The 22,386-nt window shown below is 71.6% G+C and carries 17 protein-coding genes and 1 tRNA gene; 6 read left to right on the top strand and 12 right to left on the bottom strand.

Features of this window, described 5'->3' with window-relative positions:
• Positions 1-51: 51 nt before the first annotated feature.
• Positions 52-1,479, top strand: coding sequence for a pyruvate kinase (pyk, locus tag ACIPXB_RS11300; protein WP_401447549.1), 1,428 nt, complete (start codon positions 52-54; stop codon positions 1,477-1,479).
• Between the two features lie 4 nt (positions 1,480-1,483).
• Here the strand turns inward: pyk and ACIPXB_RS11295 are convergent, their stop codons facing one another.
• Together ACIPXB_RS11295 and ACIPXB_RS11290 are read right to left on the bottom strand one after the other, a co-directional pair.
• Positions 1,484-2,260, bottom strand: coding sequence for a helix-turn-helix domain-containing protein (locus tag ACIPXB_RS11295; protein WP_401447547.1), 777 nt, complete (start codon positions 2,258-2,260; stop codon positions 1,484-1,486).
• Between the two features lie 84 nt (positions 2,261-2,344).
• Positions 2,345-2,427: transfer RNA gene (locus ACIPXB_RS11290), tRNA-Leu, on the bottom strand.
• 121 nt (positions 2,428-2,548) lie between these two features.
• On the opposite strand from ACIPXB_RS11290, the gene ACIPXB_RS11285 reads away from it, so the two are divergent.
• The gene (locus ACIPXB_RS11285) at positions 2,549-3,178 is read left to right on the top strand and encodes an ANTAR domain-containing response regulator (protein WP_401448255.1); all 630 of its coding nucleotides are present in this window, start codon (positions 2,549-2,551) and stop codon (positions 3,176-3,178) included.
• Between the two features lie 83 nt (positions 3,179-3,261).
• Here the strand turns inward: ACIPXB_RS11285 and ACIPXB_RS11280 are convergent, their stop codons facing one another.
• The 8 genes from ACIPXB_RS11280 to ACIPXB_RS11245 all read right to left on the bottom strand — a co-directional run bounded on the left by ACIPXB_RS11280 (position 3,262) and on the right by ACIPXB_RS11245 (position 12,945).
• Entirely contained in the window at positions 3,262-3,978 is a 717-nt protein-coding gene (locus ACIPXB_RS11280) for an ABC transporter ATP-binding protein (RefSeq protein WP_401447544.1), read from the bottom strand.
• On the bottom strand, positions 3,975-4,898 hold the full coding sequence (locus ACIPXB_RS11275; RefSeq protein WP_401447542.1) for an ABC transporter ATP-binding protein: 924 nt from the start codon (positions 4,896-4,898) through the stop codon (positions 3,975-3,977). Before ACIPXB_RS11275 ends, ACIPXB_RS11280 begins: the two co-directional genes overlap by 4 nt.
• Before the next feature lie 3 nt (positions 4,899-4,901).
• On the bottom strand, positions 4,902-6,731 hold the full coding sequence (locus ACIPXB_RS11270; protein ID WP_401447540.1) for a branched-chain amino acid ABC transporter permease: 1,830 nt from the start codon (positions 6,729-6,731) through the stop codon (positions 4,902-4,904).
• Positions 6,728-7,657, bottom strand: a complete 930-nt coding sequence (locus tag ACIPXB_RS11265; protein ID WP_401447538.1) for a branched-chain amino acid ABC transporter permease — start codon at positions 7,655-7,657, stop codon at positions 6,728-6,730. The genes ACIPXB_RS11270 and ACIPXB_RS11265 overlap by 4 nt, the downstream gene beginning before the upstream one ends.
• Before the next feature lie 107 nt (positions 7,658-7,764).
• Positions 7,765-8,997, bottom strand: coding sequence for a branched-chain amino acid ABC transporter substrate-binding protein (locus tag ACIPXB_RS11260; protein ID WP_401447535.1), 1,233 nt, complete (start codon positions 8,995-8,997; stop codon positions 7,765-7,767).
• A 302-nt stretch (positions 8,998-9,299) separates the two neighbouring features.
• A complete protein-coding gene (locus ACIPXB_RS11255) occupies positions 9,300-9,668 on the bottom strand; it encodes a hypothetical protein (protein WP_401447533.1) in 369 nt (122 codons plus the stop codon).
• 450 nt (positions 9,669-10,118) lie between these two features.
• Entirely contained in the window at positions 10,119-10,595 is a 477-nt protein-coding gene (locus ACIPXB_RS11250; protein ID WP_401447531.1) for a PaaI family thioesterase, read from the bottom strand.
• A 46-nt stretch (positions 10,596-10,641) separates the two neighbouring features.
• The gene (locus ACIPXB_RS11245; protein ID WP_401447529.1) at positions 10,642-12,945 is read right to left on the bottom strand and encodes an FdhF/YdeP family oxidoreductase; all 2,304 of its coding nucleotides are present in this window, start codon (positions 12,943-12,945) and stop codon (positions 10,642-10,644) included.
• 112 nt (positions 12,946-13,057) lie between these two features.
• On the opposite strand from ACIPXB_RS11245, the gene polA reads away from it, so the two are divergent.
• Positions 13,058-15,787, top strand: coding sequence for a DNA polymerase I (gene polA / locus ACIPXB_RS11240; protein ID WP_401447526.1), 2,730 nt, complete (start codon positions 13,058-13,060; stop codon positions 15,785-15,787).
• A gap of 50 nt (positions 15,788-15,837) precedes the next feature.
• On the opposite strand, the gene ACIPXB_RS11235 is transcribed toward polA, so the two are convergent.
• A complete protein-coding gene (locus ACIPXB_RS11235) occupies positions 15,838-16,692 on the bottom strand; it encodes a DUF4184 family protein (RefSeq protein WP_401447523.1) in 855 nt (284 codons plus the stop codon).
• Positions 16,693-16,837: 145 nt separating this feature from the next.
• On the opposite strand from ACIPXB_RS11235, the gene ACIPXB_RS11230 reads away from it, so the two are divergent.
• From ACIPXB_RS11230 to ACIPXB_RS11220, 3 genes are all read left to right on the top strand, one after another.
• Positions 16,838-18,064: a lytic transglycosylase domain-containing protein gene (locus ACIPXB_RS11230; protein ID WP_401447521.1), complete on the top strand. Its 1,227-nt coding sequence runs from the start codon at positions 16,838-16,840 to the stop codon at positions 18,062-18,064.
• Positions 18,065-18,230: 166 nt separating this feature from the next.
• On the top strand, positions 18,231-18,371 hold the full coding sequence (locus tag ACIPXB_RS11225) for an SPW_0924 family protein (protein WP_401447518.1): 141 nt from the start codon (positions 18,231-18,233) through the stop codon (positions 18,369-18,371).
• Between the two features lie 15 nt (positions 18,372-18,386).
• Positions 18,387-19,370, top strand: a complete 984-nt coding sequence (locus ACIPXB_RS11220) for a DUF3068 domain-containing protein (RefSeq protein ID WP_401447515.1) — start codon at positions 18,387-18,389, stop codon at positions 19,368-19,370.
• Here ACIPXB_RS11220 and ACIPXB_RS11215 read toward each other — a convergent pair.
• A complete protein-coding gene (locus ACIPXB_RS11215; protein ID WP_401447513.1) occupies positions 19,360-22,377 on the bottom strand; it encodes an ATP-dependent helicase C-terminal domain-containing protein in 3,018 nt (1,005 codons plus the stop codon). The two genes, ACIPXB_RS11220 and ACIPXB_RS11215, sit on opposite strands and share 11 nt — an antisense overlap.
• Between the last annotated feature and the right edge of the window lie 9 nt (positions 22,378-22,386).

Below are 22,386 nucleotides of genomic sequence, written 5' to 3'. Positions count from 1 at the left end.
ACGACACCCACAGCCCATTTCCTACCGCCCGGTAGGGCATAACCTCACCCCATGCGCCGAGCGAAAATCGTATGTACCCTGGGCCCCGCCACCGACTCATACGACCAGATCAAGGCCCTGGTCGAAGCCGGAATGGACATCGCCCGCCTCAACCTCAGCCACGGCACCTACGCCGAACACGAGGAGCGCTACCACCACGTACGCAAGGCCTCCGACGAGACCGGCCACAGCGTCGGCATCCTCGCCGACCTTCAAGGCCCGAAGATCCGCCTCGGCCGCTTCCACGAAGGCCCCGTACTCCTTGAACGCGGCGACAGCTTCACCATCACCACCGACGACGTCCCCGGCGACCGCCACACCTGCGGCACCACCTACAACGGCCTCGCCACCGACGTCACCACCGGCGAACGCATCCTCGTCGACGACGGCCGCGTCACCCTCGAAGTCACCCACGTCGACGGCCCCCGCGTCCACACCCGCGTCATCGAAGGCGGCATGGTCTCCGACCACAAAGGCCTCAACCTCCCCGGCGTCTCCGTCTCCGTCCCCGCCCTCTCCGACAAGGACGTCGAAGACCTCCGCTGGGCCCTGCGCACCGGCGCCGACGTCATCGCCCTCTCCTTCGTCCGCAGCGGCCGCGACATCGAAGACGTCCACCGCATCATGGACGAAGAAGGCCGACGCCTCCCCGTCATCGCCAAAATCGAAAAACCCCAAGCCGTCGACAACATCGACGACATCGTCGCCGCCTTCGACGGCATCATGGTCGCCCGCGGCGACCTCGGCGTCGAAATGCCCCTCGAACAAGTCCCCATCGTCCAGAAGCGCGCCATCAAACTCGCCAAGCGCAACGCCAAACCCGTCATCGTCGCCACCCAGATGCTCGACTCGATGATCGACAACTCCCGCCCCACCCGCGCCGAAGCCAGCGACGTCGCCAACGCCGTCATCGACGGCACCGACGCCGTCATGCTCTCCGGCGAAACCAGCGTAGGCAAACACCCCATCGAAACCGTACGCACCATGTCCCGCATCGTCGAAGCCGCCGAAGAGGACATCCTCGCCAAGGGCCTCCCACCCCTCACCGAACGCAGCAAGCCCCGCACCCAAGGCGGCGCCGTCGCCCGCGCCGCCGCCGAAATGGGCGACTTCCTCGGCGCCACATTCCTCGTCGCCTTCACCCAGAGCGGCGACACCGTCCGCCGCCTCTCCCGCTACCGCTCACCCATCCCCCTCCTCGCCTTCACCCCCGACCCCGCCACCCGCTCCCAGCTCAACCTCACCTGGGGCGTCGAAACCTTCCTCGGCCCCCACGTCGACTCCACCGACGCCATGGTTGCCCAGGTCGACGAAGAACTCCTGCGCATCGGCCGCTGCGCCCCCGGCGACACCGTCGTCATCACCGCCGGCTCACCCCCCGGCGTCACCGGCACCACCAACCTCGTTCGCGTCCACCACATCGGCACCCCCCTCCGCTGACCCGCTAGTACTTGGCCCCGACATGGACGTCCATCAGCGCGACGGACCCCTTGCGGGCCACGGACACGTTGAAGGGGTCGCTGCCCCGGGCCAGCACGGTCCACTGGACGCCGACCTTGGTCAGGGTGTCGGTGCACAGTTTCCGGATGTCGTCGGATTTGTTGGCGAAGAGGTACCGGGGGTACTCGTACCGCTTGCCGTTCCGAACGGTCCAGTTCGTGATCCGGCACCCGTCGGAGTGGATCAGCCCCCGGATGAACTCCCAGGGGTACTCGTCGACGATCTCCTGCTGCCAGGGCTCCAGCACGATGGGGCGCTCGTGCTTCCTGCCCGGTCCGTGCTGGGGGAACGCGCACTCCAGGTGCTTCGAGGACACCTTGACGTCGTGGCATCCGACCTTGCGTACTCGGCACACCAGGTTGTACGGGAACACCCGCCGCATCGCCTGCTCGGCGGCGTCCATGAGGCCGGGCCATTTGTCGCCGCAGGTGATTCTGAGGCTCGGTACACGGTGACCCGCGTAGTGGCTTATGTGCCCGTCGCCGAGGTAGAGGCCCAGCAGGTAGGCGTAGGCCTGCGTGTCGAGCGGGCTGCCGTCGCAACGTGGGCATTCCGGGTTACGGGCGGCGGCACATTCGCCGCGCTTTGCACGGTCGGTGTGTTTCCAGTAGCTGATCGTGCCGACGGGCACCTTCAGGCGCCGAGCGACCTCTGCGTTCCGAGTGCCGTTGCGCAGCAGGGTGAGGGCGGTCTGCCGCACCTCGAGGCTGTGAAACTTCATGACGCCACTGTCTGTGACGAGTGGTGGCTGAGTGCAGCAAAAAGCGGACATTCACACGAAAGTGAATGTCCGCCCTTTGGGCTGTGCCCGGTGTGGGATTCGAACCCACATGCCCGAAGGCACGGTGGTTTGAGCACCGCGAGTATGACCAGTTCCTCCAACCGGGCTGGCAGCAGCGCCGTAAGCCTACCCTGTGCCGCACTCCCTTCGCTGCTAGGTAGGCTCATACGCAGCAGCGCAGCCCCGCAACGAGGAGCCCCCGTGACCGCCGAGCACGAGTCGTCGCCCATGCCCGTCGACGCCGACCAGTCGCATGTCCCGCCGCTCACGACCCGTGTCGTCATCGCCGAGGACGAGGCGCTCATCCGGCTCGATCTCAAGGAGATGCTGGAGGAGGAGGGCTACTCCGTCGTCGGGGAGGCCGGCGACGGGCAGACGGCCGTCGAGCTCGCCCGGGAGCACCGGCCGGATCTGGTGATCCTCGACGTGAAGATGCCCGTGCTCGACGGGATCTCCGCCGCCGAGAAGATCGCCGCGGAGTCCATCGCGCCGGTGCTGATGCTCACCGCGTTCTCGCAGCGCGACCTGGTCGAGCGGGCGCGGGACGCCGGGGCCATGGCGTACCTGGTGAAGCCGTTCAGCAAGAGCGACGTCGTGCCGGCGATCGAGATGGCGGTGTCGCGGTTCGCGGAGCTGAAGGCGCTGGAGAAGGAGGTCGCGGACCTTTCGCTGCGGCTGGAGACGCGCAAGCTGGTGGACCGGGCGAAGAGCATTCTGCAGACGCAGTACGGGCTGTCGGAGCCGGCGGCGTTCCGGTGGATCCAGAAGACGTCGATGGACCGGCGGATGTCGATGCAGCAGGTCGCGGAGGCGGTCATCGAGGACGCCGAGGAGAAGAAGAACGCCGCCAACGGGTGAGGCCTGAGGCCCGGTGGTGCATGAGTGAGGCCCGCCTCCCCCCGAGGGGAGGCGGGCCTCAGTCGTTGGTGCCGTGGCGGTGATCAGTCCTCGCCGAGGTAGGCCTTGCGGACGTCCTCGTTGACGAGCAGTTCGTTGCCGGGGCCGGACAGGACGATCTTGCCGATCTCCATGACGTGGCCCTGGTCGGCCAGGGAGAGCGCGGCCTGGGCGTTCTGTTCGACCAGGAGGATGGTCGTGCCGGAGGCCTTGAGTTCGGCGACGGTCGCCATGATCTTCTGCATCATGAGGGGGGAGAGGCCCATGGAGGGCTCGTCCAGCATGAGCAGTTTGGGCTGGGACATCAGGGCGCGGCCCATGGCGAGCATCTGCTGTTCGCCGCCCGAGAGGGTGCCGGCGGCCTGCTTGCGCCTCTCGCCCAGGATGGGGAAGAGGTCGTAGGCGCGCTGGACGTCCTTGGCGATGCCGTCCTTGTCCTTGCGGAGGAAGGCGCCGAGGAGGAGGTTGTCCTCGATCGTCATGCGGGGGAAGATGTGCCGGCCCTCGGGGGAGTGGGCGAGTCCGAGGCTGACGATGTCGTGGGCGGGGATCTTCTTGAGGGATTTGCCCTGGAACTTGATCTGGCCGCTCTTGGGCTTGATGAGGCCGGAGAGGGTGCGCAGGGTGGTGGTCTTGCCGGCGCCGTTGGTGCCGATCAGGGTGACGATCTGGCCGGCGTCGACGCTGAAGGAGATGCCTTTTACGGCTTCGATCTTGCCGTAGGCGACGCGGAGGTCTTCGACCTCCAGGAGTGCGGTCACTTGGCTTCTCCGTCCGTGCTGGTGGTGCTGTCCGCCGGAGCGTCGGCCTCGGGGTCTGCCGTGGTGTCGTCCTCGATGAGGGCTTCGGCGGCGTGGACTTCCGCGGCTTCGACTTCGGCGGCTTCTTCGGCGCCGGGGGCGCCTTCGAAGGGTTCGCCGAGGTAGGCGGCGATGACGCGTTCGTCGCTCTGGACTTCGGTGGCGGTGCCTTCGATGAGCTTTTCGCCCTGGACGAGGCAGGCGACGCGGTCGCAGAGGTTGAAGATGAAGCGCATGTCGTGCTCGATGACGAGGACGGCGATGCCCTTGTCCCGGATGGCGAAGATGAGTTCTTCGGCGGCCCGGGTCTCCTGCGGGTTCATGCCGGCGGTGGGCTCGTCCAGGAGGATGAGGCCGGGGTCGCTGGCGAGGGCCCGGGCGATCTCCAGCTTGCGCTGTTCGCCGTAGGGGAGGTTGCGGGCGAGGTGGTCGGCCTTGTCGGCGAGGCCGATGAACTCCAGCAGCTCCATGGCCTTCTCGCGGCTGGCGGCTTCTTCCTTGTGGAAGCCGGGCAGGCGCAGGAGGGCGGACCAGAGTCCTTCGCGGGTGCGGGTGTGGCGGCCGACGAGGACGTTTTCCAGGACCGTCATGTTGTTGAAGAGACGGATGTTCTGGAAGGTTCGGGCGATGCCGGCCGCGGTGACCTTGAAGGACTTGGGCGGCAGGACGGTGCCCTTGTAGCGGACCTCTCCCTCGGTGGGGATGTAGAGGCCGGTGAGGCAGTTGAAGAAGGTGGTCTTGCCGGCGCCGTTGGGGCCGATGAGGCCGACGATCTCGCCGCTGTTGACGGTGAGGTCGACGTTCTTGACGGCGGTGAGGCCGCCGAAGCGCATGGTGACGCCGCGGGCGTCCAGGACCGTTTCGGTCGTGGTGGTCGTCATGGGTCAGGCCCCTGCCTTGCCGAGGACTGTGGGCGCTTCGAGGTTCTCGTGGAGTTCGAGCTGGTTGCGCCGGTTGGGGATGAGGCCTTCGGGGCGCAGGCGCATCAGGATGACGAGTGCGACGCCGAAGGCGAAGAGCTGGAGTTCTCCGAGGGACTGGAGCTTGTTGGGGAGCAGGAAGAGGAGTGCTCCGCCGACGAGGGGTCCGGAGATGGTTCCCATGCCGCCGAGGACGACGGCGGCGAGGAGGAAGGCGGAGTTCGGCGGGACGGCGTTGGCGAACACGTACTGGTCGGGGGTGACCGTGTAGTTGACGTGTGCCTGGACGACGCCGGCGAATCCGGCGAGGGTGGCGCCGAGGGCGAAGGCGACGAGCTTGACGCGGAAGCCGTTGATGCCCATGGCTTCGGCGGCGGTTTCGTCTTCGCGGATGGCGACCCAGGCGCGGCCGATGCGGGATTCGGCGCTGCGCCGGAAGACGAGGACCACCAGGAGGGTGATCAGGAGCATCAGCAGGAAGTAGTTGGCGAATCTGCCGATGGTGAAGCCTGCGATGGTGTGGGCGGCGCCGAAGTCGAATCCGAAGAGGTTGATGTTCGGGACGTTGGCGATGCCGTTGGGGCCGTTGGTGATGTCGGGGCCGGAGACACCGTCGAGGTTGTTCATCGAGATGCGGAAGATCTCTCCGAAGCCGAGGGTGACGATGGCGAGGTAGTCGCCGCGCAGGCGGAGGGTGGGGGCGCCGATGAGGACGCCGAAGACCATGGATGCGCCGGCGCCGACGAGGAGTGCGGCCCAGAAGGGGAGGTGTACGCCGAACGGCGAGTTGGGGGATCCGGAGACGAGTGCGGCGGTGTAGGCGCCGACGCCGAGGAAGGCGACGTATCCGAGGTCGAGGAGGCCGGTGAGGCCGACGACGATGTTCAGGCCGAGGGCGACGGTGGCGAAGATCAGGATGTTGACGCCGAGGTTCGCGTACTGGTCGTCGGTCTGGGTGAGGGGGAAGGCGGCCGCGGCGGCGAAGGCGCCGACGAGGGCGACGTTGCGGTGCTTGGTGGTGAGGGCGGTGGCGCGGGCCATGAGGCCGGCCTTGTTGATGGCGCCGAAGCCGAAGCCCGCGGTGATCAGGAAGCCGAGGAAGAGTTCCTGGTACGGGGTGGTGATGCCGTAGGTGAAGACGCCGAGGCCGGTGCCGAGGAGGGCGGCGATCAGGAGGATCTCGGCCCAGGCGGGGAGTTCGCGGGCCGGGCGGACGGGGCCGGAGGCGAAGGCCGCCTTGAAGGTCGTCCACTGGTTGGCGGCGTTGTGCTTGAAGAGGTCCCAGCCGGCGTCGTCGGGGTCGGCCGCTTCGTGCGCGGGGCGCTTGAAGGGGAGGGCGAGGGCGCCGACGAGGGCGAGGAGGCTGACGAGCAGGGCGATGCCGCCGCCGGGCTCCAGGTTGATGGGGCCGCCGAGGGTGGTGGAGATGGCGATGCCGGTGTACCAGGCGGTGCCGAAGGCGGCGAGGGCGGAGAGCTTGATGGCTCCGTCGGCGCCTGCGGGGGTGAGCCAGCCGAGGCCCTTGATGCCGTAGGAGGCGAGGCCGAAGAGGGTGGTGAGGGCGCCGCCGACGAGGACGAGCCACTGGAGGCCGCCGGGGTAGCCGTAGACCGTGAGGTTTCCGGGGAACGCGGCGGTCCAGGTCCAGGAGAGGAAGCAGGAGAGGACGGTGAGGGCGCCGCCTGTGGTGGCGAGGGCGCGGGCCGTCTTCTCGGGGAGGGGGATGAATCCCTTGTCCTGGGTGGCCGGGGCCTTGGTGGTGTCCGTGGTGATGGTGGTCGTCATGGTTCTCACGCCCTGTCCGCCACGCGCTGCCCCAGCAGGCCCTGGGGCCGGAAGAGGAGCACGAGGATGAGGAGGACGAACGCCCAGGTGTTGCCCCAGGACTGTCCGCCGAGCTGCTGCATGCCGGGGATCTCGTCGATGTAGACGGTGGTGAGGGTTTCGGCGAGGCCGAGCACCAGGCCGCCGATCATGGCCCCGTAGATGTTTCCGATGCCGCCGAGGACGGCGGCGGTGAAGGCCTTGAGGCCGAGCAGGAAGCCCATCTTGAAGTTGACTTCGCCGTACTTGAGGCCGTAGGCGACGGCTCCGACGGCGGCGAACGCGGCGCCGAGGGCGAAGGCGACCGTGATGATGCGGTCGGTGTTGATGCCCATGAGCTTGGCGGTGTCGGGGTCCTGCGCGGTGGCCTGCATGCCGCGGCCGGTGCGGGTCTTCTTGACGAAGAAGCCGAGGAAGGCCATGGAGAGGGGGGCGGCGAGGAGGAGGAAGACGTCACCGGTCTGGATGGTGATGCTTCCGAGGTGGAAGGGGCCGCCGGGGATTTCGGGGAAGACGACGGAGGACTTCGCGTCGGGGTACCAGGCCCAGACCGCCTGCTGGAGGGCGATGGAGAGGCCGATGGCGGTGATGAGCGGCGCGAGGCGGGGGGCGCTGCGCAGGGGCCGGTAGGCGAAGCGTTCGGCTCCGACGGCGATGAGGGTGGCGACGATGATGGCGCCTATGAGCATGAGGGGCAGCGCGACCCACATGGTGGTGCCGGCGGGGAGCATCAGCCAGACCGTGAGGGCTCCGAACCCGCCGGTCATGAAGATCTCGCCGTGGGCGAAGTTGATGAGCTGGACGATGCCGTAGACCATGGTGTAGCCGATGGCGACAAGCCCGTACATGGATCCCAGTAGCAGGCCGTTGACCAGCTGTTGCGGCAGTTCGTGCACCGCAGGTCCTCCGAGTCTTTCGACGGATGTGACACCGCGCGGGGCGCTTTGTGTGCGCGCCCCGCGCGGCAGGAGTGGGTGAGTGCTAGCTGGCTAGCGGGTGGGTGTCAGCCGCCGAAGGTGCCGGACTCGACGGCCTTGAAGTCGGGGCCCTCGACCTTGTAGACGGTGAGCTGCTTGTTGGTGGCGTCGCCGTACTGGTCGAAGGAGACCTTGCCGGTCACACCGTCGAAGGAGACGCCCTGGACGGCCTCGAGGACCTTGGCGCGGGCGTCGGCGGGCAGCTTGCCGTCGTTGGCGTCGACGACCTTCTTGACGCCCTCGATGATGGCCCAGGCGGAGTCGTAGGAGTAACCGCCGTAGGCGGCGTAGGGGTCCTTGTAGCCGGCCTTCTTGTAGTTCTCGATGAACTCCTTGGCGGACGGCAGGGACTCGACGGGGGCACCGACGGAGGTGGCGAGGTCGCCCTGGGCGCCTTCGCCGGCGAGCTCGACGTACTTCTTGTCGTAGATGCCGTCGCCGCCGACCAGCGGGATGCTGGCGCCGGAGGCCTTGATCTGCTTGCTGAGCGGGCCGGCCGCGGGGTACTCGCCGCCGTAGTAGACGACGTCGGCGCCGGAGTTCTTGACCTGGGTGACGATGGCCGAGAAGTCCTTGGACTCGGGGTCGATGTGGCCCTCGCCGGCGATCTGGCCGCCGAGCTTGGTGAACTCGCCCTTGAAGGTGCCGGCGAGGCCGGCGCCGTAGGTCTTCTTGTCGTCGATCAGGAAGACCTTCTTCTTGCCCGCCTTGTTGAAGAGGTACTGCGCCGCGAACGGGCCCTGGATGGCGTCCGTGGTGGCGGTGCGGAAGTAGCTCTTGTAGGTGCGGGTCTTCTCGCCGGTGGCCCACTTCGGCCCCTGGGTGAGGGAGGGGCTGGTGTTGGCCGGGGAGATCTGGGGGAGCTTGGCGTCGTCGAAGACCTTCTGCATGGCTTCGGAGACGGAGGAGTTGAGGGGGCCGACGACGCCGAGGACGTCCTTGTTGGCGACGAGCTTGGTGGCGTTCTGCTGGCCGGAGGAGGCCTGTGCCTGGTCGTCGAGGGCTTCGAGCTTGAAGGTGACGCCCTTGACGTACTTCTTCTCGTTGGCCTGCTTGACGGCGAGGTCGGCGGAGTTCTTGATGCCGAGGCCGAGGGCGGAGAGGTCGCCGGTGAGCGGGGCGTCGACGCCGATGACGACCGTTACGTCGCCGGCAGTTCCGGAGCTGCCCTTGCCCTCGTCGCGCGAACCACAGGCAGTGAGCGTGAGGGATCCGGCGGCGAGCGCGGCCGTCACGGCAATGAGCGAACGATGACGCACGAGTTGTCCTTTCCAGGCAGGGCGTCCCCGGTGGGACGCGCCGAGTCGAACGCGGGAAACCGAACATGAAAGGAATCCGGTGGTTCGCGGTGACTGGCCGTGACTCTAGGCGCCGGGTCGGAGGTTATGGAGGGCTTGGGCCAATGATGTGACTCTCTTGTTATGCCGCGGCGTAATGCATAGCGGAACTGTGGGGGTGGAACGGGGGAATTCCGGCCGGTTCGTCGTGTCCGTATGCTGAGACGCGGCAGTACTGTTCGGTGGTTTGAGTGCTGACAACCCAGGTGTGTAGCGGGTTTTGGTCATGACGGCGTTGGTGACGCCTGGTCTCGGTCTTCGGGACAAGCGCTGGTCAGGGCCTTGGAAAGATCACCGGCATATCGGTCACCGAGGATGTAACTGTGCGCTTCTTTCTGGCGTTCATTACTGAGGGTTACTTCCAGAAATGGGAGCCCCGCATTCCGTGCTACATGCACGCAATCGACCGCCTGAATCTCCACAACGACCTCACGCGCCTCTCCGGCGGCGACGACGACCGGCAACTGTGGCCGGATCATCACCCTCAGTGCCCGTGACGGCTGGTCGATCCGGTCGATGCTGACCGGCGGTCCGGCCGAGGTGCGGATACGCACGGTGAACGCGAGCGCGGTGCCGGGCAGGCCCGCCGCCACCGGTTCCCCGTATGCGAGGGACACCACCTGTGAGGGCGCGGGGGGCGGCGCGGGTGGTGCAGGCGGTACGGGGCGGGGCCGGGCGGAGTGGAGGTAGCCGCCGGCGGCGGCGAGCGCGCAGGCCGCGGCGAGGGCGAGCAGGGCGCGCGGGTGGCGGCCGGCCCAGGCGCGGACCGCGTCCGTACGGCGCCGGGCCGCGACCGTACGGCGCCGGGCCGGCGCGGTGGCCGAGCGGCTACGCGGGCTCGTGCGCCCGGAGGCGGTGGCGGCGCGCGCGGGGGCCCGGCGGCCGGTGGTGTCGTCGTGGCCGGCGGTGCCCTCGCCCGGTTCGACGGGGCCTATGCCGCTCGTGCCGTTCACGCCCGCGGGCGGGTGGCCGGGGCGCCCGGGGGCGCCGGTCGCGATCCCATGCGGGGAACGCTAGACCGGCACCGGGTGCGGTGACAACGGTCAGTCGTTGCCGGGGTGTTGCGGGTCGATGTCGCGCAGCAGGCAGGTGAGGCGGGCGGAGCAGACGCGCCGGTCCGCCTCGTCGGTGATGACGATCTCGTACGTGGCGGTGGAGCGGCCGCGGTGGACGGGGGTGGCGGTGCCGGTGACCAGGCCGGAGCGGACGCCGCGGTGGTGCGTGCAGTTGAGGTCGACGCCGACGGCGATCCTGGTGTGGCCGCCGTGGAGCATGGCGCCGACCGAGCCGAGGGTCTCGGCGAGCACGGCGGAGGCGCCGCCGTGCAGGAGGCCGTACGGCTGGGTGTTGCCCTCGACGGGCATGGTGCCGACGACCTTGTCGGGCGCGGCCTCCAGGATGCGGATGTCCATGCGCTCGCCGAGGTGTCCGGCCGAGAAGAGGGAGGGCAGGTCGATGCCCAGGGCCGCGTACTCGTCGAGGACTTCCTGCGGGAACTTCACGCTGTGCTGTTCGCCCATGGGCCGGCTCCGTTCGTCAACGATCGTCAACCCCGTTCCTATCAGCCTACTGAGCGGCCGCTTGGCCGGGGGTGCCCTTCGCGGTGGCCGGTTCGAGGCGGACGATCACGGACTTGCTCGCCGGGGTGTTGCTGGTGTCGGCGGTGGAGTCGAGGGGGACCAGCACATTGGTCTCCGGGTAGTACGCGGCGGCGCAGCCGCGCGTGGTCGGGTAGTGCACGACGCGGAAGCCGGGTGCGCGCCGCTCGACGCCGTCCTTCCACTCGCCGACGAGGTCGGCGTAGTCGCCGTCGGCGAAGCCGAGGGCGGTGGCGTCCTCGGGGTGGACCAGGACGACGCGGCGGCCGCCGGTGATGCCGCGGTAGCGGTCGTCGAGGCCGTAGATGGTGGTGTTGTACTGGTCGTGGCTGCGCAGGGTCTGCAGGAGCAGCCGGCCCTCGGGGACCTCGGGGTACTCCACGGGGGCGGCGGTGAAGTTCGCCTTCCCGGTGGCGGTGGGGAAGCGGCGCTCGTCGCGCGGGGCGTGCGGGAGGCGGAAGCCCTCGGGGCGGGCGGCGCGGGCGTTGAAGTCCTCGAAGCCGGGCACGACGCGGGAGATCCGGTCGCGGATGGTGGCGTAGTCCCGCTCGAACTCCTCCCAGGGGGTGGTGGAGGCGGCGCCGAGGACGGCGCGGGCCATGCGGGCCACGATGGCGGGCTCGGAGAGCAGGTGGGGGCCGGCGGGCGGGAGGTTGCCGCGCGAGGCGTGGACCATGCCCATGGAGTCCTCGACGGTGACGAACTGCTTGCCGGAGGCCTGGACGTCCTTGTCGGTACGGCCCAGGGTGGGCAGGATCAGGGCGCGCCGGCCGGTGACCGCGTGGGAGCGGTTGAGCTTGGTGGAGACGTGCACGGTGAGGGCGGCCCTGCGGACGGCGGCCTCGGTGACGTCGGTGTCGGGGGTGGCGCCGACGAAGTTGCCGCCCATCGCGAAGAGGACCTTGGCCTCGCCGTCGCGCAGGGCCTGGATGGAGCGGACCACGTCGTAGCCGTGGTGGCGCGGCGAGGTGATCGCGAACTCGCGGTCGAGGGCGTCGAGGAAGGCCGGTGCGGGCCGCTCGAAGATGCCCATGGTGCGGTCGCCCTGGACGTTGGAGTGGCCGCGGACGGGGCAGACGCCGGCGCCGGGGCGGCCGATGTCGCCGCGCAGCAGGAGGAGGTTGACGACCTCGCGGATGGTGGCGACGGCGTGCTTGTGCTGGGTCAGGCCCATGGCCCAGCAGACGATGGTGCGCCGGGAGGCCAGGATCATGGCCAGGGCGCGTTCGATCTCGGGGCGGGTGAGGCCGGTGGCGGTCAGGGTCTGCTCCCAGTCGGCGTCCTTGGCGGCGGCCGCGAGGTCCTCGTACCCGTGGGTGTGCTCGGCGATGAACGCCTCGTCCACCGCGCCGGCCTCGATGACCAGTTTGTTCAGGAGGCGGAAGAGGGCCTGGTCGCCGCCGATGCGGATCTGGAGGAAGAGGTCGTTGAGGGGGGTGCCGACGAGCATGCCGTGCGGGGTCTGGGGGTTCTTGAACCGCTCCATGCCGGCCTCGGGCAGCGGGTTCACCGAGATGATCTTCGCGCCGGCCTTCTTGGCCCGTTCCAGGGCGGAGAGCATGCGCGGGTGGTTGGTGCCGGGGTTCTGCCCGGCGACGATGATCAGCTCGGCCTGGTGCAGGTCCTCCAGGGAGACGCTGCCCTTGCCGATGCCGATGGTCTCGTTCAGCGCGGAGCCCGAGGACTCGTGGCACATGTTGGAGCAGTCGGGCAGGTTGTTCGTGCCGAATTCGCGGGCGAAGAGCTGGAAGAGGAACGCGGCCTCGTTGCTGGTGCGGCCCGAGGTGTAGAAGAGGGCCTCGTCGGGGGAGCCGAGGGCGGTGAGCTCCTCGGCGATGACGGCGAAGGCCCGGTCCCAGGTGACGGGCTCGTAGCGGTCGGCGCCCTCGGGCAGGTACATGGGCTGGGTGATCCGGCCCTGCTGGCCCAGCCAGTAGCCGCTGCGCCCGGCGAGGTCGGCCAGCGGGTGGGCGGCGAAGAACTCGGGGGTGACCCGGCGCAGCGTGGCCTCCTCGGCGACGGCCTTCGCGCCGTTCTCGCAGAACTCCGCCGTGTGCCGCTTGTCGCCCTCGGGCCAGGCGCAGCCGGGGCAGTCGAAGCCGTTCTTCTGGTTGACCTTGAGCAGGGTCCGGGCGGTGCGCGCCACACCCATCTGCGCCTGCGCGATGCGCAGGGTGTGGCCGATGGCCGGCAGCCCGGCGGCGGCGTGTTTGGGGGGCGCGACCTGCGGCGCGTCCTGTACCGGATCACCTGCGGGCGGCTTGGCGGCCATGGCGCTCCCCTTCGAGCATCGGTGCGGCGGGTGGTGCTGCCTCCGATCCTGTCACGCGGGGCCGACATCGCCGACGCCGGATTTGTCAGTGGGGCCGCCTAGGATCGTCGGTGTGGCAGAGACAGCATCGAAGAAGACCGACGACAAGACCGCTCCGACCGCGGGTGCGCGCCCGCGCCTGATGCTCATGGACGGGCACTCCCTGGCGTACCGGGCGTTCTTCGCGCTGCCCGCGGAGAACTTCACGACCGCGGGCGGCCAGCCGACCAACGCCATCTACGGCTTCGCGTCGATGCTGGCGAACACGCTGCGTGACGAGGCGCCCACGCACTTCGCGGTGGCGTTCGACGTCTCGCGCAAGACGTGGCGTTCGACGGAGTTCCCCGAGTACAAGGCGAACCGTTCCAAGACCCCGGACGAGTTCAAGGGGCAGGTCGAGCTGATCGGCGAGCTGCTCGACGCGATGCGCGTGCCGCGTTTCGCGGTGGACGGCTTCGAGGCCGACGACGTGATCGCCACGCTGGCGACGCAGGCCGAGGCCCTCGGCTTCGACGTGCTGATCGTCACCGGTGACCGGGATTCGTTCCAGCTGGTCTCGGAGCACACCACCGTGCTGTACCCGACCAAGGGCGTCTCGGAGCTGACCCGCTTCACGCCGGAGAAGGTCGAGGAGAAGTACGGGCTGACCCCGCAGCAGTACCCGGACTTCGCGGCGCTGCGCGGCGACCCGTCGGACAACCTGCCGGGCATCCCGGGTGTCGGCGAGAAGACCGCGGCGAAGTGGATCAACCAGTTCGGTTCGTTCGCGGAGCTCGTGGAGCGTGCCGAGGAGGTCAAGGGCAAGGCGGGGCAGAACTTCCGCGACCACCTGGAGTCCGTGAAGCTCAACCGGGTGCTGACCGAGATGGTGCGTGACGTCGCGCTGGACCGGACCCCGGCCGACCTGGAGCGGGCGGCGTACGACGTGGCGGCCGTCAAGGGCGTGCTGGACGTGCTGGAGATCCGCAACGCCTCGCTGCGCGAGCGGCTGCTGGCCGTGGACCCGGGCGCCGAGCAGGAGCAGGCGCCGGCCCCGGAGGCCGGCGTGGAGCTGGACGGAAGCGTGCTGGCCGCGGGCGAGCTGGCCCCGTGGCTGGCCGCGCACGCGGGCGGGCCGTTGGGTGTGGCGACGGCGGACGCGTGGGCGCTGGGCGCCGGCAGCGTCAGCGAGATCGCGCTGGCGTCGGCCGGCGGGGCGGCGGCCTGGTTCCAGCCGTCGGAGCTGGACGAGGCCGACGAGCGGGCGCTGGTGGACTGGCTGGCGGACGAGGCGCGGCCCAAGGTGGTGCACAACGCCAAGGGGCTGTGGCGGGTGCTGCCCGAGCACGGCTGGTCGCTGGCCGGCGTGACCATGGACACGGCGCTGGCCGCCTACCTGGTCAAGCCGGGCCGGCGGTCCTTCGCGCTGGACGCGCTGTCCATGGAGTACCTGCACCGCGAGCTGCAGCCCGCCGCGGCGGACGGGCAGCTGGCGTTCGGCGCCGACGAGACCGCGGAGGCCGAGGCGCTGATGGCGCAGGCCCGCGCGGTCCTGGACCTGGGGGATGCCTTCACCGGCAAGCTCGCCGAGGTCGGCGCGGCCGAGCTGCTGCACGACATGGAGCTGCCGACGTCCGAGCTGCTGGCCCGGATGGAGCGGGCCGGCATCGCCGCCGACCGCGACCACCTGGAGGCGATGGAGCAGCAGTTCGCGGGCGCCGTCCAGCAGGCGGTGAAGGAGGCGCACGCGGCGGTGGGCCACGAGTTCAACCTGGGCTCGCCCAAGCAGCTCCAGGAGGTCTTCTTCGGCGAGCTGGACCTGCCGAAGACGAAGAAGACCAAGACCGGGTACACCACGGACGCGGACGCGCTGGCGTGGCTGGCCACCCAGACCGACCACGAACTGCCGGTGATCATGCTCCGGCACCGTGAGCAGGCCAAGCTGCGCGTCACCGTCGAGGGCCTGGTCAAGACGGTCGCCGCCGACGGCCGGGTGCACACCACCTTCAGCCAGACCGTCGCCGCCACCGGCCGGCTGTCCTCCACCGACCCCAATCTGCAGAACGTGCCGGTGCGCACCGACGAGGGCCGGGCCATCCGCCGCGGCTTCGTCGTCGGCGAGGGCTTCGAGTCCCTCATGACCGCCGACTACAGCCAGATCGAGCTGCGCGTGATGGCCCACCTGTCCGAGGACGAGGGCCTGATCGAGGCGTTCCTGTCCGGGGAGGACCTGCACACCACCGTCGCCTCCCAGGTGTTCGGGGTGGAGCGGTCCGCCGTCGACGCCGAGATGCGCCGCAAGATCAAGGCCATGTCGTACGGCCTGGCGTACGGGCTGTCGGCGTTCGGCCTGGCGCAGCAGCTGAACATCGAGCCCGCCGAGGCGCGCGGCCTGATGGACACCTTCTTCGAGCGGTTCGGCGGGGTCCGGGACTACCTGGGCCGCGTCGTGGAGGAGGCCCGCGCCACCGGGTACACGGCCACGGTGTTCGGCCGCCGCCGCTACCTGCCCGACCTGAACAGCGACAACCGCCAGCGCCGTGAGGCCGCCGAGCGGATGGCGCTCAACGCCCCGATCCAGGGCACCGCGGCCGACATCGTCAAGGTCGCGATGCTGCGGGTGGACCGGGCGCTGGCCGGGGCCGGTCTCTCCTCGCGGATGCTGCTCCAGGTCCACGACGAGATCGTGCTGGAGATCGCCCCGGGCGAGCGCGAGCGGGTGGAGGAGCTGGTGCGCCGCGAGATGGCGGCCGCCGTCGAGCTGCGTGCCCCGCTGGACGTGTCGGTCGGTGTCGGCGCGGACTGGGAGTCGGCGGCGCACTGACCTGATCGTCCGGGCCGTCCCGTACGCCCGTTCCCGTACGCCCGTTCCTGCTACCTGGTGGTGGGGACGGGCGTACGCGTCTGCCGCGGCGGGACCGGCGGACGGCGGCGGTGGCGCAGCCGGACCATCACCCCGTAGAGCACCAGCCCCACCATCAGTCCGCCGCCCGCGCCGAAGCAGACGGTCGGGATGATGTCGAGCGGGGAGCGGATGCGGTCGAAGAAGGTGTAGAAGCGCACGACGCGCAGCGTGACGCCGGTGCCCACGCTGACGGCGACCAGCGCGAGCCCCGCCCACCGTTCCGCCCGGCTGAGCCGGGGCACGGCGGCGGGCGGCTCACAGGCCGGGATCCGGCGCAGCGCCGTCACCGTGAACCAGGCCAGGACGGCGGCCGCCAGGACGGACGAGCCGTACTGCACGTACGTATAGAAGGGAAAGCCCCCGTACAAGGTGCTCAGGCCGGGCAGGGCGTTCGTCCCGTACCGGTCCAGGTGCGTGAAGCTGTCCCACGCCACATGCGTGAACGAGCCGGCGACCGCCGAGAGGTAGAACCACCCCAGCAGGGCGGCCGGCCGGCGCTCGCGCCGCCACCGCTCGCCGCGCACGAACGTGTGCACCCTGCCCTGCCAGGCCCGCGGGAGCAGCGCGACCAGCGGCTCTCGCAGCAGCAGCCAGCAGGCCACGAGCGCGGCGGTCAGCAGGGCGTCGGCCGTCACGACGCCCAGCGGGGAGTGGGTGAAGTCCCCGTACGGCATCACCCCCTCGACGACCGCGTCCAGGAAGTAGAACGTGTCGGGGGCGAAGGAGCCCAGGACGAGCGCCGAGGCCACCAGTGCCCCCCGCCCGCGGCCCGACCGGGTCAGCCCGGGCAGCACGGCCGCCGCGTGGCTGAGTGTGAACGGCATGGCATTTCCCCTCGCTCTGCGTGCTGTTCAGTATGCGTGACCTGCGGAAGTCGTGGGGAAGGTGTGAAGTAGGTTCCTGATCGGTGCATGACGAAGGGAACTGACGTAGGGTCACGCGCACGGCGAGGGGGAGGGGGCCCGGCCCATGTCGGCTGGATTCGGACGCAAGCTGCGCAGGGGTGGGGCCGCCGCCCTGGTCTCGACGTTGGTGGTCGCCGCGGTGACCGCCTCGCAGGGGCCGGACCGCGGGCACGGGGACCGGATACGCGCGGCCGGTGAGGGCCGCGCGCCATCCGCGTCGCCGCCCGCGCCGGCCGGGACCGGGGCCGCCGCCGGGGCCACCGGGGGCGGCGACTCGGCGTACTTCACCGAACTCCCGCCGCTGACCGGCCCGCAGCCGCCGGCCGTGCCGCCGACGGCCCCCGCGCCCGAGCCGACGCCCGCGCAGACGCCCGCGCCGGCCTCCGGCGACGCCGCCGCGCGCCCCGAAACGGTGATCGCCGTGGGCGCGGGCGAGGGCGCGCGGGGGATACCGGCGAGCGTGCTCGCGGCGTACCAGGGCGCGGAGCGCACGGTGGGCCGCGACGACCCCCGGTGCGGGCTGCGCTGGCAGCTGCTCGCGGCGATCGGCAAGGTCGAGTCCGGGCAGGCGCGCGGCGGGCAGGTCGACGCCGCCGGTACGACGCTGCGGCCGATCCTCGGGCCGGTGCTCAACGGCGGGCCGTTCGCCAACATCCCCGACACGGACGGGGGCGTGTACGACGGGGACGCCGTGTACGACCGGGCGGTCGGCCCGATGCAGTTCATCCCGTCCACGTGGGCCGCGTGGGGCCAGGACGCGGACGGCGACGGGCGCCGCAACCCGAACAACGTGTACGACGCGGCCCTGGCCGCCGGACGCTACCTGTGCGCGGGCAACCGCGACCTGCGGCTGCCGGCCGACCTGGACCGGGCGGTCCTGTCGTACAACCACTCGACGGAATACCTGCGTACGGTCCGCTCCTGGTTCACGTACTACCTCCAGGGCGCCCACCAGACCCCGGACACCCCGGCCGCGCCCGGCCCGACGCGCCCGGACCCGAAGCCGAAGCCGACGCCGAGCCCCAAGCCGACGCCGACGCCGAAGCCGACCCCGACGCCGACCCCGAAGCCGAAGCCGAAGCCGACTCCGTCCCCGAAGCCGAGCGGTTCGCCGACGCCGACGCCGAGCGGTTCGGCGACGCCGACGCCGACCCCGACGCCGACCCCGACGGCGAGCGCGAAGCCGAAGCCCAGCCCGACGGCCACGGCCATGCCCACGCCCACGGGCACGCCCACGGGCACGCCCAAGGCGACCTCGACGAAGTCACCGGCCCCGACCCCGACCCCGTGACCCCGCCACGGCCGGGGGCGCGGCCCGGACCGTGGGGCGGTGGCCGTGGCCGTGGCCGTGGTCATGGCGGGAGGGGCGGGGACGTGGGCGCCAGACGGTTCTCATCTCGGCCACGCGTTGCTACGGTGCCTCCGCCCTGACACCCCATCAGATCTCGGAGGCCGGCATGCGCGCACTCGTCGCCGCCGCCATCGGGCTGGCCGCCGCCATCGCCCTCGTCCTCGCCCTCACGGCGGTCGGGACCTCGGAAGGCACGACGTCGCCCAAGCCGCTGCTCACCACCGCGCCCGCCGCGCCCGGACAGTAGTCAAGGAGGCCGGCCATGCGACGCAGAGCGAGTCTCGTCCTGCTTGCCCTTGCCGTGTTCTGCACCGCCTTCGCGCCCCTGCTGCGCTGGTACGCGTACCCGCGGCTCGCCAAGATCCCGCCGGGCCAGTACCAGGAGATGGTCCTGGAGGCCAAGGACGCGACCCTCCTCGACTACACCGCCGGCCTGGCGCCCAAGAAGGTCGACAAGGTCACGATCATCCAGACCCTCAAGGGCAACGTCGAGGCGTCCAGGGAGATCGAGGCGAGCGCCGGCAAGGACGTCGTCGTCTGGGACACGCTCTCCCACATCGTGGGGCCGGACGGGAAGACGGTCTCCCAGATCCCCGAGCGCTACATCTTCGACGCCCACACCCAGGACCCGGTCCACGCCACCGGCGAGATGGTCGACGGGGACCCGGTCAAGCGCGAGGGCATCGAGTTCAAGTGGCCGTTCTTCACCGAGCCGCGCGACTACCTCTACTTCGACGCGCAGACCCGCACCGCCTCGCCCATCCACTACGTCGGCCCGCGTACGTACAAGGGGATGGACGTCTACTACTACGAGCAGAACGTGCCGTGGACGAAGGTCCCGCTCCCGAAGAAGATGCCGATCGAGGGCATCGACCCGGCGACCTTCGAGCAGACCACCGGCACCAGCCTCTGGTACAAGGTCAAGGCGATGTTCTGGGTCGACCCGGTCACCGGCGCGCCGGTCAACGCCGAGCAGGTCATCGAGCAGGAGATGCGCGGCGGGCTGGCGGCCGGGGCACCGGACGGGAAGCTCACCGTCTTCGCCGGGCACGTCAAGATGCGCGAGGACTACGCCGCCCACACCCGCGAACTGGTGGCGGCGAACCGGAGCAAGGTCCTCGCCCTGCACACGTACGCGCCGATCGGGCTCGGCGTGAGCGCGGTGGTGCTGTTCGGGCTGGCGCTGTGGATGGAGGCGCGGGACCGCCGCCGGCCCGCTCCGGCCGCCGGGCCCCTCAGCGCCTGAGGCGGGCGTTGGTGTGCCGGGTCGGCTCGGCGGCCGCCGGGTCCTCCGGCCACGGGTGCTTGGGATAGCGGCCGCGCAGCTCGGCGCGCACGGCGCGGTAGCCCTCGCGCCAGAACGACGCCAGGTCGGCGGTGACCGCGGCGGGCCGCCCGGCCGGCGAGAGCAGGTGGACCAGGACGGGTACGCCCGCCACGCGCGGCGTCTCGGCCAGCCCGAACAGCTCCTGGAGCTTGACGGCGAGGACCGGCTGGTCACCGGTGTAGTCCAGGCGTATCCGGGAGCCGCTGGGCACCTCGATGCGCTCGGGCGCCAGCTCGTCGAGCCGGGCCGCCTCGCCCGTGGCCCAGGGCAGCAGCCGCCCCAGGGCCTGGCCGGCGTCGATCCGGCCGAGGTCGGCGCGGCGCCGGGCCCGGGACAGCTCCGGCTCCAGCCAGTCGTCGGCGCGGGCGACGAGGACGGCGTCGTCCTGTACGTCGGGCCAGGGTGCGCCGAGCGTGCGGTGCAGGAAGCCGAGGCGGGCGCGGAGCGCGTGGGCGTCGGCCGACCAGCGCAGCAGCCCCGTCCCCTCGGCGCGCAGGCCGTCCAGGAGGGCGGCCCGTACGAGGGCCGGGCCGGGGGCCTTCAGCGGCCGCACGGTGAGCTCGACGGCGCCCAGCCGCTCGACCCGGCGGGCGACGACGTCCCCGTCCTCCCAGTGCACCTCCTCCCGCTCGTCGAGCAGGTGCGCGGCGGCCGCGCGGGCGGTCTCCTCGTCGATGACGGCGGCGAGCCGTACGCGCGCGGACGCGGCCCCGGCGGCCCGGTCGGCGACGGCGACGGCCAGCCAGGGCGCGCCGCGCAGGCCCGAGCCGTCGGCGGCCTCGGCCGCCGTCCCGGAGGCCATCAGAAAGGCCCCGGCCCCCTTGGCCCGGGCCACCCGCTCGGGAAACGCGAGCGCGGCCACCCTCCCGGCAACCACATCGTCGGACCCCACGTCCTGCCCCGCCGCCCGGCCCCCGACGACGTCGCCACGGCCCACGCCCCGGACACCTCCACCGCTCCCCCCTGGGGTCCGGGGCGCGGCGCCGTCGCCGCCCGGGTGTGCGTTCCGTGCCCCCGTACCGCCGCCGGTCTCGCCCGGCGTCCGGGGCGAGCCACCGCCCGTGGCCCCCCACCCCCCGGCGCCTCCGGGTACGGCGCCGGTGCTGCCGCCGGACGGAGCCCGGCGTGCGGTTGCGGCCGTGTCATCGCCCCCGGCCGAAGGCGTCCAGGCGCCGGACCCGGCCGGGTCGCCGACCCCGTGCGAGGTCGTCCGGGCCGCGGCCCCGGCCGCCGCGCCGGCGTCGCCCGGGGTCCGGGGCGCTGCCCCGGTTGCGGGAAGGGGCGGGGTGGGGGAGGGCTTCGCGGGGATGCCGGCCGGGGCGGCGGATTCGTGCGGCACGGTTCCGGGCACGGCCCCGCTCGGCTCCGCGGCGATGGCGGCCGGGGCGGTGGATCCGTGTGGCACGGTTCCCGGCACGGTGCCGCCCGGCTCGGCGGCGGTGGCGGCCGATCGGGACAGGCGGCGGGACTCCGCGCGCCAGCGGGCGGCGTACGCGTCGCCGCCCGCGCGGGCCCGGCGCCACGCCGTGGCCAGGTCGGCGCCGTACTCCCGCGGGGGTTCCTCGCTGAGCAGCGCCACCACCTCCGCCGCCCCGGGCGGGCCGTCCAGCAGGGCGCGGGCCAGTCGCGGGTGCACGCCGAGGCGCGACATGCGGATCCCGCGGGGCGTCACCCGGCCGGCCGCGTCGACCGCGCCCACCGCCGCCAGGACCTCACGGGCCGCGGCCAGCGCACCCGCCGGCGGCGGGTCCAGCAGGGCCAGGCCCGACGCGTCGGGGTCGCCCCAGCACGCCGCCTGGAGGGCGAACGCCGTCAGGTCGGCCAGCCGGATCTCGGGCGCCGGGAACGCCGGCAGGCGGTCGTGCTCCGGCTCCGACCAGCAGCGGTACACCGTACCCGGCGCCTCACGCCCGGCCCGTCCCGCCCGCTGGCGCCCGGCCGCCCGCGACGCCCGTACGGTCGTCAGCGCGCCCAGCCCCCGCGCATGGTCCACCCGCGGTTCCCGGGCCAGTCCCGAGTCCACCACCACCCGCACCCCCGGCACGGTCAGGCTCGACTCCGCCACCGACGTCGCCAGCACCACCCGGCGGCGCCCGGTGCCCCCGGACAGCACCGCGTCCTGCACCGCCGCCGGCGCCCGCCCGTGCACCTGCAACAGCTCCGCGTCCACCCCGGCCAGCTGCCCCGCCACCCGCGCGATCTCCCCGACGCCGGGCAGGAAACACAGCACGTCCCCCGTCCGCTCCGCCAGCGCCCGCCGGACGACCGACGCGACATGCGCCAGCTGCGCCGGATCCACCCTCATACCGTGCGGCGGCCGCACCGGCCGGGCCGGCGGCGCCCACACGACCTCCACCGGGTACGCGACCCCGGCCGCCTCCACCACCGGCGCGTCGTCCAGCAGCCGCGCCCACCCGGCCGCGTCCGTCGTCGCCGACGCCGCCACCAGCCGCAGCTCCGGGCGCAGGGTCTGGCGTACGTCGAGGAGGAACGCGGCGACCGTGTCGGCGTCCAGGTGCCGCTCGTGGCACTCGTCCAGCACCACCACGTCGACGCCCGCAAGCTCCTGGTCCCGCTGGAGCCGCTGGAGCAGCACGCCCGTGGTCACCACCTCCACCGCGCACCGGGGCCCCACCACGCGCTCGCCGCGCACCGTGAAACCGACCGCGGCGCCCACCGGCTCGCCCAGCAGCCACGCCATCCGCCGCGCTGCGGCCCGCGCCGCGATCCGCCGGGGCTCGGCGACCACCACCCGGCGCCGGGGCCCGCCGCCCACCAGCCCGGCCAGGACCAGCGGCACCAGCGTGGTCTTGCCCGTGCCGGGCGGCGCGCACAGCACCGCCGCCCCGTGCGCGTCCAGCGCGTCGACGAGGGCGGGCACGGCCTCCCGTACGGGCAGGGCCTCCAGCGCGGCGGTACGGATCACGCTCGTGGC

Source organism: Streptomyces sp. NPDC090022 (assembly GCF_044748145.1).
Taxonomy (GTDB): domain Bacteria; phylum Actinomycetota; class Actinomycetes; order Streptomycetales; family Streptomycetaceae; genus Streptomyces.
This window is presented reverse-complemented; position numbering and strand designations above follow the sequence as displayed.